Genomic DNA, 13,333 nt, shown 5'->3' with positions numbered 1-13,333 from the left:
ATTTTTAGTCATCCAATAGATATTTTTAATTTCATTGTCACTTTTTCAAATTAGAAAAATTATCTGGAAAATCATTATGAATTTTAGAATAGAAAAAACTTTATTACTTATTTTATTCATCACTTTGGGTTGTGTACCCATTCCACCAGAGGAAAGTGATTTTAGTTTAAATGAAAAGTTTGGAGATTACTGGTACCAGGGAGAAGCGGAACTGACCAGTTATAAATTGGAACAGGCCAGGTATGGGGAAATCCATGAGGGGAAAGCTGTACTGATTTTCGTGACGGAGGGATTTTCTAAAAAGAAGCAGGTAAAGCTGGATAATCCGGAAACAGCAGGTGATGATCATGTCACGGTGATGAAATTGAATTTTACCAAAAAATTTGATACCGGAATTTATCCATATTCCTTAATGGCATCGGTATTTACCCCGGTAGAAAGAAATAAATATTCCAATACCTTGAAAGTAACTGCCTCAGCACAGGAATGGTGCGGACATACATTTACCCAATTAAATTTGAAGGGAAATCAATATAAGGGTTCTCTGAAATCTTATTTTGAAAGCGAAGGCGATCAGGAATTAACTTTAAATAAAACTTTTCTGGAAGATGAAATCTGGAATATCATTAGGCTCCATCCTCAATCATTGCCTACGGGAGATTTCAAAATCATTCCCGGGACATTGTTTCAGCGATTGAAACACCTTGAGTTTGATATTGTAAAAGCTTCTGCCAAACTGGAAGAAGGGCCAGAAGAATCAGGTTTAATGCAGTATCATGTCCATTTTGAACAGCCGGAAAGGGATTTAACAATTCTTTTCAGAAAGGAATTTCCTCATGAAATTATTTCCTGGGAGGAAAGCTACAAAGATGGCTTTGGGGAAAATGCTCCAACCTTGACCACAAAAGCCACCAAAATTGAAACTTTAAAAACAGATTATTGGACCAAGCATAATAATGAACATGCTGGTTTAAGAAAAGAGCTAGGGCTGGAATAATTTTATGCGATTCAAAATTCCTAATCGATATCGCAGGTTTTTTTTAATCCAACTAAAGAATCTTAAATTCAGTTCTTCTGTTTTGTTGCCTGCCCGTTTCTGTTTCATTGGAGGCTACCGGGGATTTTGAACCGTATCCCACAGGTTTTAATCGGTTTTTCTCAATTCCTGCTTCTGCTAATTTTTTTACCACAGAAATGGCTCTTTTTCGGGAAAGTTTGAGGTTATAATCCTCATTTCCCACATTATCGGTATGCCCGGATATTTCCACCTTTAGTTCGGGGTTTTCCTTGAGCAATTTTACAATGTTTTCCAACTCAGCTTCCGAAGTGGGTTTTAGATCATATTTATCGGAATCAAAAAACACATTGTTGAGCACTATTTTACTGCCGCTTTCCAGTTTGCTCAGCACAATTTTTTTGTGGATTTTATCTTCTTCTTTTTTGGGAATAAAAATGTTTTCCGAATGAAAAAGAAAACCTTCTGCTGATACAGTGATGCCATAATTTCTGCCTGTGGTAAGGGTTACTGAAAAACCACCATTGGTTTCATTGGAATAAATTTCTTCCACAATTTCATTCTTTTTCAGGTCAGTTAGTATCAATTTGGCTTTTACCGGATTTCCATCTTTTCCTTCTACAATTAATCCTTCAAAAGGGATAAGCTTGGATTTCCCCTTTTCCATTAAATGGTTAACAATCAGGGACTTTAAATCTAAAGATTCGGTTTTTTCTTTAAAATTAAAAAAGGCAATATCGGTTTCGGTGTGTTTTTCCGGACCAAGAAATGAGACCTTGTACAAATCTTTCTCTCCAAAACCATCCTTCCTGAAAGTAGCATAATAACCTGTTTGATGATCTGCGGTAACCACCATGAATAAATCGTCTCCGGGGGTATTGATGGGAATGCCAAGGTTTTCCGGATTACTCCATTTTCCGTCATCTAATGTACTTTTGAATACATCATATCCTCCAATGGAATTGTGACCTTTGGAACAGAAATAAAGTGTTTTGCCATCCGAATGCATAAAAACCGCTTCCTCATCATAAGGGGAATTGATGGTTTTACCCAGATTTTTGGGGGTGGTCCATCCGGTTCTGGAATTCCTTTTACTTACATAAATATCCAGTCCTCCTTTATTATTTTCAGGTCGGTTACTGGTGAAATAAAGGGTGTTTCCATCGGGGGAAAGGCTTGCTGAAGTTTCCCTGTATTTAGAATTTACTGCACCTGACACTTTTTGTGGTTCCTGCCATGATTTTCCTTTTCGTTGAGAGAAATAAATATCCCCATTATTACTACCTCTGTAAATCAATAATTTATCCTCCTCAGGGGAAAAACCAATTACAGCCTCATGCCCGGCAGTATTGATGGGTTTCCCTAAATTTTTCACTCTGCTCCAGTCTCCATTTAATGTACTGGCCTCATAAATATCTTCAAAGTAATAGCTGTCCTGATCAATTTCATTTCCTACGGCTTTGGGTTTTCTGGCGGTAAAATACAATTTCGAACCATCCTCTTTAATCACCATCCCAAATTCAGGATAAGGGGAATTTATTTTTTTACCCAAATTATCAATAAATACCCTGACTGGATTTTTGCTAATGGCCTTTCCATTTTCGCATTCCTCCAACCTTTTCTTTGTAGCCTTTTTATCCTCTTCAGATAAGTTTTTATGCTTTAGAAATTTATCAAAGTGTTCTATAGCTTTGTTCCAGTTTCCGGAAAGATGGTAAGCTTGGCCAATGAGAAAATCGATTTTATAATCAATACCTTTGTCCAGTTTTTTTGCTTTTTCCAAATAAGAAATGGCATTGGTTTTATCCTGTAAATCAGCATTTAAATAGGCATTTCCAATTTTAAAATTCAATTCGGCATTGGAAGGTAAATATTTATAGGCAATCAGGTAATGTTTTAAAGCTTTGTCATAATCCTGATCTAATTCTACCCACTCATCACCTTCGTAAATTGCCTTTTTAGTTTTTTGGAAAGTATCCTTCGATTTAAAGCTCTCCTTGGCCAGCGGTTTATTTTGAGCAAAGCCATGGGAGCAACCCAAAATCAGGCAAAACCAAAATATATAAATTGAAAAAAATCTCATATTCATTTTTATTCTTTATTGCCACAGTTGGTTTTAATATATTCTCCTGCGATTTCTACACCTAGTTTTTCGGCTTTTTCCCAGGCTTCGCAGGCTTCTTCAGGCAATCTTAGCATTTCATTAATATTCCCTAAAGTCAGCCATGCATTGGCATACTCACGATCAAGTTCCAGGGCTTTTTGACAATCCGCTTTAGCCTTTTCAAATTCCTGGTACTTAAGGTAAATCACGGCTCTGTTTTGAAGGGCAATTGTGTTTGTCGGATTAATTGCTATGGCTTGGGTGAAGGCTTCCATGGCATGTGATAATTCTCCCATATCATAAAGGGTTTTCCCTTTGTTATTGAAAGCAATATCGGCTGATTGATTTAGTACAATGGCTTTCTCAAAATCTTTTTTGGCCTCTGCCTTTTTATCATTAAAATAATGGGAAATGGCTCTGGCTGTGTATGCTGTACTTGAGGTATCGTTTAACAGAATAGCTTTTGTATAAGATTGTTCCGCTTTTTTCCACTGTTTTGTGGTAAGCCATATATTTCCGGATGATAGATAGATTTCTGGATTTAATGGATCTTTTTCGGCCTGCTTTTCTAAAAATTTACTGGCACTTTCAAAATCCTTATTTTGCAGGTAAATCTGAAATAGCAAAGATTGTAGCTCCTGGTTAGTGGAGTCTAATTTAATGGCTTTTGTCAGGCTTTTTTGAGCTAGGTCAAATTCACTGTTTTTTTGATGGATAATGGCTTTGGCCATATAAGGGGTTTCATCTTCAGGATTGAGTTCCAATACTTTGTCAAAATCTTTAATGGCTTCTTCCTGATATCCCAATTCAGATTTTAAACTTCCTCTGAGCAAATAGGCATCGGGAAAGTCCTTGTTTAGGGCTAAAGCCTTATTCAATTGATTCACAGCTTTATCCAGCTGGTTATTAGCATAATGGGAAAGACTGTATTTGTAAGCTTCTTTCGCTTTTTCAACCTTTAGCTTTTCAACTTCTTTCAATTGATTTTGATCCAATTGATTCAAGTCAAAAACATTTTTCCCTATTCGAATTTTATTTGGTCCGATGAAATCAGCCTCAGATAAATCTAATTTCTGAGCGAAAAGCTGAAGGCCAGATAAAAAAATAATTACCAGATATAAAAAAAACCTCATTCTTAATGAGTGTTATGTTAAAAAATCAACTCTATTCAAAACGAGGTTTTCTCTGGTATTTTATTTAATTCCCTGATTATTTTTTTCTTGAACACGAAATGGAAAATTGCAGAAGAAAAAAAGGAGAGCAAACAAGATGTTTTATTAGGATTATTTTTACTTCATTAAAATACGGGATGGGTGAACCAAATTAGTCTTTTTTTTGGCTTGAAATGATAAACTTGTAATTACCAAATTTGTGTTCTGGAAAAAAGTTTAATAAATCAGTAAAAAATCACCTATACCATTTTGCTGAAATATGCTTTTGAAAGCATGAAATAGTACAATAAAGTTCCCAAATTGTACAAAAAAACGCTGTATATTAACAATTGTTAAAAAAAAGTTAAAAAAAATGAGGTATTTTACACATTAGGAATTTGCAAATTCAATAATTTTTGTACATTTGTAATCAAAGTAGTAAATATTTAACGCTCTGTGTTAGATATTTCTTTTTCATAGCTGGTTGAAAGAATCACAAGGGGTAGATTAAGTTCTACCCTTGTGTTTTTCTAAGACTTAGATTTCTTTTTTTACTTCAAAATTTTCCTTCCTTTTTCCTCTCTTTTTTTTAACTTTCCACTTCTTATTTTTTGATCACCTTTAACTTTTCAATTTGAAAAAGTTTAAAAAAATTTTAATTGCCAATAGAGGAGAAATCGCCTTAAGGGTAATTCGTTCAGCAAAAGAATTAGGAATAAAAACTGTAGCGGTTTTTAGTGATGCCGATAGACTGGCTTTGCACACCAAAATGGCTGATGAAGCAGTGTATATTGGAGAGTCTCCCTCCAAAGCTTCCTATCTGGATGGGAATAGGATAATCAAAGTGGCAAAAGATTTAAATGTTGATGCCATACATCCTGGTTATGGTTTTCTTTCCGAAAATGCCTCATTTTCCAAAAGTGTTACAGAAGCGGGTATTGTTTTTATAGGCCCTTCGCCTTCGGCTATCGAAATAATGGGTAGTAAGCTGGCCGCAAAGGATGCGGTAAAAAAGTATAATATTCCACTCATTCCGGGTACAGATAAAGCCATTTCCGATGTGGATAAAGCCATGGAGCTGGCTGTTGAAATAGGTTATCCGATTTTGATTAAAGCCAGTGCAGGAGGAGGTGGAAAAGGGATGAGAATTGTGGAAAAGTCGGAAGATTTCAAGGAACAAATAGAAAGAGCTATGAGCGAAGCAAATTCTGCTTTTGGCGATTCTTCTGTTTTTATTGAAAAGTATATCACCTCGCCCAAGCATATCGAATTTCAGATAATGGGAGACCAGCATGGGAATATTGTTCATCTTTTTGAAAGAGAATGTTCCATTCAAAGAAGGCATCAGAAGGTGATAGAAGAGGCTCCTTCAGCAGTTTTAAGTCCAGAGTTAAGAGAAAAAATGGGAAAGTGTGCGGTGGATGTGGCAAGAGCCTGTAATTATTATGGAGCCGGAACGGTGGAATTTATCCTGGATCAAAATCATGATTTTTTCTTTCTGGAGATGAATACAAGATTACAGGTGGAGCATCCTGTAACTGAAATGATCACCAATATCGATCTGGTGAAAGAGCAGATAAATGTGGCTCAGGGGGGAAACCTTAGCTTTACTCAGGAAGATTTATCCATTCGTGGACATGCGGTAGAAGTTCGTGTGTATGCCGAAGACCCAACCAATAATTTTCTGCCTGATATTGGCCAGTTAGCGACTTATGAAAGACCTCAGGGGATAGGAGTGAGGGTAGATGATGGCTTTGAAGAAGGAATGGAAATACCCATTTTCTACGATCCAATGATTGCCAAATTAATTACTTACGGGCACGATAGACAAGAAGCTATACAGCGGATGATCAGGGCAATTGATGAATATAATATTACCGGAATTAAAACCACTCTTGAGTTTTGTAGTTTTGTTTTAAAACACGATGAATTTGTAAGTGGAAGGTTTGATACCAAATTTGTGGAAAGGTTTTTTAAACCCGAATATTTAAATTCCGATGAAGCCACTGAGGAAGCCAAAATCGCTTCTATTTTAGTTCATCAGCTATTAGAAAGTGATAGTGGCCAAAATAGCCAGGCCTCGGAAGTTGGAAAAACATTAAAAATTTCGAATTGGAAAAAACGATTAAATTGACAATATTAAAATTCCTCACTTCTTCTCTTTGGGTTTTGTTTGTTTTAGGGAGTTGTACCGGATCGGGTATACCCGAGGAGGCTTTTGATACCCAAACCTGGAAGAATGATCCAAATGGATGTAATTCTGAAAGATTAACAATGCTTGACCAGTTTAAAGGGGTTCAGGATAAAATAATTGGCCTTAGTGAATTGCAGGTGAATAAATTATTAGGTAAGCCGGATAAGGTAGAATTATATATCCGAAGCCAGAAATTCTATGTTTATCACCTGAAGCCCGGAAGTCAGTGCAATGCTGAAACTTTTGATAAGGCAGGAGAAAATATTCAGATTAGGTTTAATTCCTTGAATGAGGTAAATGAAATTATTTTTAATAAGTAATTTCATTTATCCTTTCATCAGTTCTGCTTTAAGCCCTGGTTTACTTTTTATTAATTTGAGGAGATTTTGCATATCTGCTTCGGATGAAAAACAGGCTTTTGGGACGTAAGAAGCGGTGATTTTATCCACATAGAACAAAAACCAGCTTTTGGTTTCTTTAACTTTATGCAACTTTTCCCAACTGATTACTGAATCAAATGTCTCTCCTTTCAATTTTATTTTAGTAGTAGAAAATTCGTACTTCACCATTTCCTTCAACATATGGTTAGTTTTTAACTTTTTTGACATTTGTCTGTAAATGGAGAAAGGAAGTAAAACTACAATTATTGAAAAAACAATAAACATATTTCTGAGAGAATTTTCCGAACCCTGACCATCACTCAAAAGCATAAGATTTGCAATTACAGAAATGAAAATGATCACGTGTGGGATAATGATCATTGGTTTGGTATAAAATTGTTTAAATCCCAGTTTGAAGAAATCCTGCGGATTAATTCTGGCGTTTACTACAATTGGCTTCATAGGAGAATTTTTTATGAAATTGGAGGGAAAAGGAAAGCAAAGCTCTTGGACTTCACTTTCCTTCAAGTAAATTGTTTTAAAATAACTTTAATTGATCTTTGTCATCCTTATCTTTTGGCTGGCTATCCGCATCCTTTGGCTTTTCCTCTTTTGTTTTAACCTCTTCAGCCACTGGCGTAGTCATCTTAATTTTGATTACCTTATCGTAGGAAAGTTTATTGCCAATAGCTCTCCAGCCTTTCACATCAATAAATTCATCCAGTTTAATTTTTTGCCATTCCACCTGCTTTTGGCTGTTTTTAGTTTGCACTTCCACTTCAGGTTGTTGAAAAGTGGCTACTACAGTTAATTTAGAGGCTGGGGAATCACTTATAAAAAGATATTTTTTATTAGGAGTAGTGGCTTCAATCTGGAATCTTTTCACATAATAAGTTTTGTTTTTGCCTTCATAGTGGATGGCAGAAACAATCTTTTGAGGATCATATTTTTCTAATATGGCTACGTTCTTGGCATCATACCTATTAGTCAATTCAAAATTGGTGATTTCATATTCCCCACTCTTGTAAAAAACAATTATGGAATCCTCACTCCTGAATTTGCCCAGATAAGTCCCTGTTTCATCCTTGTTGAGTGTACCAATGGAATCATCGTACCATAAATCTACCGCACCAAGCGTGGACACGCCCTCTTTTTTAAGCGTAACTTTCCTCACCGGATATTTGGAGAGAATATTTCCCTGGCTTCCTCTTCCTTTGATATCAAGCTCTGCAAAATCATAATCAAACACTTTATTTCTGGCAGTAGATCCACTTGTAAGGGAAACACTTACCAGCTCAGCTTCTCCGTTTGGATTTGCTGTAAAATAAAGTACTTTCGATCCTTTTGTGCCTTTTGTTAAATCATATTCCCGATCTCTGGTAACGGCAAGTACCTGAAACCGCTTAGCTCTGGAAATTCCGGTTTTCCCGTCTTTGTAAATCAGGTTATATACCTTCCTTTCATCTCCTTTTACAAAAACTTCTGTATGGATGATATTTTTCCCTACAAATACCTTATCTGAAATCTTGGTGACCACACATATTCCATCGGCCCTGAAAACGATAATATCGTCAATATCAGAACATTCGGAAACATACTCATCCTTCTTCAGTCCATAGCCAATAAAACCTTCCTTTCGATTGACGTACAATTTGGCATTATTAGCGGCTACTTTAGTAGCGGTAATGGTATCGAATGTGCTGATTTCCGTTTTTCTTTCCCTGCCTTTGCCGTATTTCTTTAAAAGGTTGGAATAGTATTCAATCGAAAATTCAATGAGGTTTTCAAGGTTGTAATTAACCGTATCCAGTTCATCTCCATATTTTTTCATCAACTCATCTGCTTTAAATGAATCGAATTTGGAGATTCTTTTTATTTTAATTTCGGTTAATCGAATTAAATCTTCTTCGGTTATTTCCCTGTAAAAATCCTTCTTGAAAGGGTCTAATCCCTTGTCAATTGTTTTAAGCACATCTTCCCAAGTTTCACATTCTTCTATATCCCGGTAGATTCTGTTTTCGATGAAAATCTTTTCCAAAGAAGAGAAAAGGAGTTTTTCCATCAATTCTCCCTTTCTTATTTCCAGTTCCTTTTTAAGTAATTCCACCGTCTGGTCGGTGCAGATTTTCAGCATTTCATTTACCGAAATAAACCTTGGTTTATCTTCAATGATAATACAGGCATTTGGGGAGATGGAAACTTCACAGTCTGTAAAAGCATAAAGGGCTGCTATAGTTACATCCGGAGATTGCCCTGAAGCCAATTGCACTTCAATTTCTACATCTTTAGCCGTATTGTCTACAACCTTTTTAATCTTAATTTTTCCCTGATCATTGGCTTTAATAATCGAATCGATGAGACTCTGGGTGGTAGTAGTATATGGAATTTCCTTGATTAGAAGCGTTTTATTATCTACTGTTTCAATTTTTGCACGAACCCTGATTTTTCCTCCTCTCAAACCTTCATTATAGTTTGAAAAATCAGCCTGTCCTCCGGTTGGAAAATCAGGTACAATGCTTACACTTTTACCTTTTAATATTTTGATAGATGCCTGAATCAGTTCACAGAAATTGTGAGGCATTATTTTAGTGGCCAAACCAACTGCTATACCTTCTGCTCCCTGGGCTAATAAAAGTGGAAATTTTACCGGAAGCGTAACAGGCTCTTTTTTTCTACCATCATAGGAGGCCTGCCATTCGGTAGTTTGCGGATTATAAACCACATCCAGTGCAAATTTGGATAATCTGGCTTCTATATATCTGGCTGCGGCCGCTCTGTCTCCGGTTCGAATATCTCCCCAGTTCCCCTGTGTGTCAATCAGGATATCTTTTTGACCGATATTCACAATTGCATCTCCAATAGAGGCATCTCCATGAGGATGATATTGCATCGTGCTGCCAATAATATTAGCAACTTTATTGAACCTGCCATCATCAAGTTCCTTCATGGCATGAAGAATCCTTCTTTGCACAGGTTTAAGGCCATCATTTATGGCAGGTACAGCCCTTTCTAATATTACATATGAGGCATAATCTAAAAACCAGTTCTCATACATCCCTTTTACAGGAATGACTGTGTGTAAGCTGTGATTTTCTTTAGCTTCTCCGTTTTCCACTTTTCCTTCTATTTAATTCATAACCCGGCAAAAATAGCGATTATTTTAAGCTATAAAAAAATATCAATGCTTTATTACTAAGCAATTTAATGTTTAAATAAAGCACTTTTTAAATCTTTTAAAAATCTGCTTTTGGATCATAAAAAAAGGAGTTGATTGTAACTCCTTCATTTTGAGAAAAATGTACTTATTTGCAGGGAAATAAACTTAAGAGGGTTTATCGGTATCTCCCGGTCCAATGTTTTTGGTTTCCATTCCGGATGAATTGCTAAAAAATGAAATTGGCGAAATTATTTTTTTTACGAAAGAGGTTTTTCCCTCCACAAACTGTTCAATATCTTTTTCAGATTCCTTTACCGCTTTCTGCCACATAGGTGCAAAACCATGGGCACTTTCCGACATAATATCAATAGCCCGCTGGTAAATATGCAGGTTGATTAATTCTCTTCTCCCAGGTTTTTGGGCAAGGGTCTGATTGGTGATTCTAAGGTTTTCATTTTCCTTTTTTAGCTCCTCTATTTCCGTTTTTTTGAAATGTGTAGCTTCTGCATCTATTTCCATCTTTTGATGAAGATGGTTTTTTAAATCTTTAATTTGTTTTTTGAGTGCACTTCTTTTGAAGGATTCCCGCATTAAAATAATCAGACAAATCAATAAGCCAATTCCCAAACCAAGTAAAAATGGTTGTATCGCATCTTCCATTATCATTTTTTCTTTTTTTATGTTTAGTTGAGCAAGTTTAAATTTTTCCTTTCGACTTCAATTGATCGCAACTTTTCCTGCCTGGTTTACCCACCTTAAAATGATCATTTTGGGTCTGGTGCTATATTGAGGGAAAAACAAAACTTAAACAGGCTCTAAATTTATGACTAATATCTTTTTATCCCAATGAATATATACTTTGAAGTGATTTAAACTTATTTCTTTTGGCTGCAATTTGCCGTTTTAGAATCTTATAATATGTAATTTTCACAAAGAAACAAAAAGATGAATTCTCCTCATTTGGAAAACAAAGTAATCAACTATAAAATCCATTTTTTAAATTTTTCGTTGAATTGTAATTGTAAATCGGTAGATTTCTATCCAACTTTATCCAATTTTTAATCGGAAATTTTTTCCCGCCAAAACGCAATTTTTTCTGCTTTGGTGGAATCGAAATGAGGACTTTATATTTTTCTATATTAATTTTTTTCTTATGCCCTTTTTTACTTAAAGGACAGGAAAGTTCCAGAGAATTGGAAAAAAAACTGAATTCTTCCCTTGGGTTGGAAAGGCTCAGTACTATTGCCAGTTTAATGGAAGCCTATAATAATGAGAAAAAACCTAAAAAAGCTATTGAGCAGGGAGAAAGCGGACTGGATTATGCCAAAACATTAAGGAAAAATACAGATAAAACTTTACTGGAAAGGGGAAAAGCGGATATTCAGATACAATTTGGACGGGCATATTTTATCCAGAATATAAGGGATAAGGCTTTGGCTTATTTTTCAGAAGCGCTTGAAACATGCGAAAAGATTGGATATAATGAGGGGGCAGAGGAGGCTATTTCATTTTTGGAAGAAATGGAACAGACCGAACCTGAGAACAATACCCCAAAATGGTGGGAAACCATAAAAGGGGAAATGAATTCCTGGGAGCTGAGCAAAAAATTCAATGAGAAAAAAAAGCATGTAATTTTAAATCATTATGAAAAAACTGCTCAGAAATATGAAACTGAGGAAAATTACGAGCAGGCCACCATTTTTTATTTGAAAACCATCAAATATTATGAGGAAGCTCAGGATACCATAAAAGTTCTGGAAACTTATAAGCATATAGCCGAGCTGTTTCTGGCTATGGGAAACACCGAAGCCGCGGAATCTGCCTTAAGTTATGCGGAAAAAATCGAAAATTCGTCTCCAACCATAAAGCCCAAAGAAGTAGGTATACTTCCCAGCAAAAAAGAGATTATTACCGATACCGTAATTACCCTGAAACCAGCCACTCCAGAACCATTAAAAATTGACCCGAAAGATAAGCCAAAACAAGAATCTTCCGCTTTAATGGATGCCTTAAAACTTGAAGAAGAGTTGCTTACAGAAATGAAAAATATGGAACTGGAGAAAGAAGAAAAAAAGGCACTTGAAATAAAAACTGAAGAGTATAAAAATTTGGCAGAAACCTTATCCGATAAAGGGGAATTTGCCACTGCTGCCAAGTATTATAAGCTTTATATTCAAGCGAGGGAAAAACTTCATATGATGGAGAAAAAGGCTTATTTCGATTCATTACGGACTACATTTAAAATTGAAGCCAATGCAGATTTAATTGAAAAACTAAAAGTTCAAAAAGAAAAGCAGGAATTGGAGATTGAAAGCCAAAAAGCAGAAATAAGTAAAGCAGCCTTACTCAAAAATATACTTTTAGTCGGACTTGTAGTCACCATAGGCCTTGTCATTCTATTTTATTGGTTGTTTACCTCTAAGCGAAAGTCCCACAAGCAGGTAGTTCAAACTTTAGTACAATTGGATGAAGCACACCAGAAATTAAAGTCCACTCAGACTAAATTGGTGGAATCGGAAAAAATGGCCTCTCTGGGCCAGTTAACCGCTGGCATTTCCCATGAGTTTAATAATCCCCTCAATTTTATTTCTTCCAATATTTACCCGCTAAAGTTAAATATTGCAGATTTAAAGAAACTCTTTGGTCAATATGCGGAATGGAAAACAGCAGATGATTTAAAAAGCTTTTTAAATCGCCTGGATAAAGAAAAGGAAGCATTGGATTTTGATTTTATCTGGGAGGAAATTAAAGTTTTACTGGAGGGAATAGACGAGGGTTCCAACAGAATTGCAGAGTTAGTAAACGGATTAAAACAATTTGTCCGGCTGGATGAGGATACCCTAAAGCGCATCAATATCCATGAAGGACTTGATACCACTTTGTTGCTTATGAAAAACAATTTGAAGAATGGGATTCAGGTGAAAAAGGAATATGATGTTGCCTTACCAGAAATTGATTGTTACCCCGGTGCGCTCAATCAGGTATTTATGAATATTCTAACCAATGCTGTTCAGGCCATAGAATCCAAATCGAAGGAGAATGGCTTAAATGGAAATGTGGATAAGGCCATTATTATATCCACAAAAATTGAAAATGAAGTGGTAAAAATCTCTATAAAGGATAATGGAAATGGAATTCCTGATGAAATAAAAAGTAAAATATTTGATCCGTTTTTTACAACTAAAGAAGTGGGAGAGGGCACTGGTCTGGGGCTTTCTATTGCCTTTGGAGTAATTGAAAGACACCATGGACAAATTGAGGTAATCAGTAAAAAAGACGAAGGATGCGAGTTTTTAATTTCTCTGCCAGTTAATCAGAATTGATAAAAAAAT

General features: G+C 35.7%; 9 protein-coding genes. 4 read left to right on the top strand and 5 right to left on the bottom strand.

What is annotated here, in order from left to right; all coding sequences use genetic code 11:
• Nucleotides 1-76: 76 nt before the first annotated feature.
• A complete protein-coding gene (locus A3EM_RS0123295; protein ID WP_157638046.1) occupies nucleotides 77-997 on the top strand; it encodes a hypothetical protein in 921 nt (306 codons plus the stop codon).
• Nucleotides 998-1,049: 52 nt separating this feature from the next.
• Here A3EM_RS0123295 and A3EM_RS43450 read toward each other — a convergent pair whose 3' ends face one another.
• Both A3EM_RS43450 and A3EM_RS0123285 read right to left on the bottom strand, forming a co-directional pair.
• Complete coding sequence (locus tag A3EM_RS43450) at nucleotides 1,050-3,104, bottom strand: OmpA family protein (RefSeq protein WP_052323381.1); 2,055 nt, start codon at nucleotides 3,102-3,104, stop codon at nucleotides 1,050-1,052.
• A 2-nt stretch (nucleotides 3,105-3,106) separates the two neighbouring features.
• Complete coding sequence (locus A3EM_RS0123285; RefSeq protein ID WP_020530666.1) at nucleotides 3,107-4,252, bottom strand: tetratricopeptide repeat protein; 1,146 nt, start codon at nucleotides 4,250-4,252, stop codon at nucleotides 3,107-3,109.
• Nucleotides 4,253-4,904: 652 nt separating this feature from the next.
• On the opposite strand from A3EM_RS0123285, the gene accC reads away from it, so the two are divergent.
• Complete coding sequence (gene accC / locus A3EM_RS0123275; protein ID WP_020530664.1) at nucleotides 4,905-6,404, top strand: acetyl-CoA carboxylase biotin carboxylase subunit; 1,500 nt, start codon at nucleotides 4,905-4,907, stop codon at nucleotides 6,402-6,404.
• Nucleotides 6,401-6,784 (top strand): hypothetical protein, encoded by a 384-nt coding sequence (locus A3EM_RS46160; protein ID WP_157638045.1) that lies wholly within the window; start codon nucleotides 6,401-6,403, stop codon nucleotides 6,782-6,784. Before accC ends, A3EM_RS46160 begins: the two co-directional genes overlap by 4 nt.
• A 6-nt stretch (nucleotides 6,785-6,790) precedes the next feature.
• On the opposite strand, the gene A3EM_RS0123265 is transcribed toward A3EM_RS46160, so the two are convergent.
• The 3 genes from A3EM_RS0123265 to A3EM_RS43440 all read right to left on the bottom strand — a co-directional run bounded on the left by A3EM_RS0123265 (nucleotide 6,791) and on the right by A3EM_RS43440 (nucleotide 10,661).
• The gene (locus A3EM_RS0123265) at nucleotides 6,791-7,306 is read right to left on the bottom strand and encodes a YcxB family protein (protein ID WP_157638044.1); all 516 of its coding nucleotides are present in this window, start codon (nucleotides 7,304-7,306) and stop codon (nucleotides 6,791-6,793) included.
• Nucleotides 7,307-7,382: 76 nt separating this feature from the next.
• Nucleotides 7,383-9,899, bottom strand: coding sequence for a DNA gyrase/topoisomerase IV subunit A (locus A3EM_RS0123260; RefSeq protein ID WP_245576545.1), 2,517 nt, complete (start codon nucleotides 9,897-9,899; stop codon nucleotides 7,383-7,385).
• A 267-nt stretch (nucleotides 9,900-10,166) separates the two neighbouring features.
• The gene (locus A3EM_RS43440; RefSeq protein ID WP_157638043.1) at nucleotides 10,167-10,661 is read right to left on the bottom strand and encodes a hypothetical protein; all 495 of its coding nucleotides are present in this window, start codon (nucleotides 10,659-10,661) and stop codon (nucleotides 10,167-10,169) included.
• Between the two features lie 455 nt (nucleotides 10,662-11,116).
• Between A3EM_RS43440 and A3EM_RS48370 the strand changes: the two genes are divergently transcribed.
• The gene (locus A3EM_RS48370; protein WP_020530659.1) at nucleotides 11,117-13,324 is read left to right on the top strand and encodes a sensor histidine kinase; all 2,208 of its coding nucleotides are present in this window, start codon (nucleotides 11,117-11,119) and stop codon (nucleotides 13,322-13,324) included.
• Nucleotides 13,325-13,333: the final 9 nt, after the last annotated feature.

It is taken from the genome of Flexithrix dorotheae DSM 6795 (genome assembly GCF_000379765.1).
GTDB lineage: Bacteria > Bacteroidota > Bacteroidia > Cytophagales > Flammeovirgaceae > Flexithrix > Flexithrix dorotheae.
The sequence above is the reverse complement of the archived record's forward strand: the minus strand, read 5'-3'. Positions and strand labels throughout refer to the sequence as shown.

What these genes read in the sequence shown, in the direction of transcription:
- A3EM_RS0123285 (WP_020530666.1), bottom strand. Translation starts at nt 4,252, where the DNA reads ATGAGGTTTTTTTTATATCTGGTAATTATTTTTTTATCTGGCCTTCAG.
- A3EM_RS0123265 (WP_157638044.1), bottom strand. Translation starts at nt 7,306, where the DNA reads ATGAAGCCAATTGTAGTAAACGCCAGAATTAATCCGCAGGATTTCTTC.
- A3EM_RS0123260 (WP_245576545.1), bottom strand. Translation starts at nt 9,899, where the DNA reads ATGTATGAGAACTGGTTTTTAGATTATGCCTCATATGTAATATTAGAA.
- A3EM_RS43450 (WP_052323381.1), bottom strand. Translation starts at nt 3,104, where the DNA reads ATGAATATGAGATTTTTTTCAATTTATATATTTTGGTTTTGCCTGATT.
- A3EM_RS43440 (WP_157638043.1), bottom strand. Translation starts at nt 10,661, where the DNA reads ATGGAAGATGCGATACAACCATTTTTACTTGGTTTGGGAATTGGCTTA.
- A3EM_RS48370 (WP_020530659.1), top strand. Translation starts at nt 11,117, where the DNA reads ATGAGGACTTTATATTTTTCTATATTAATTTTTTTCTTATGCCCTTTT.
- A3EM_RS0123295 (WP_157638046.1), top strand. Translation starts at nt 77, where the DNA reads ATGAATTTTAGAATAGAAAAAACTTTATTACTTATTTTATTCATCACT.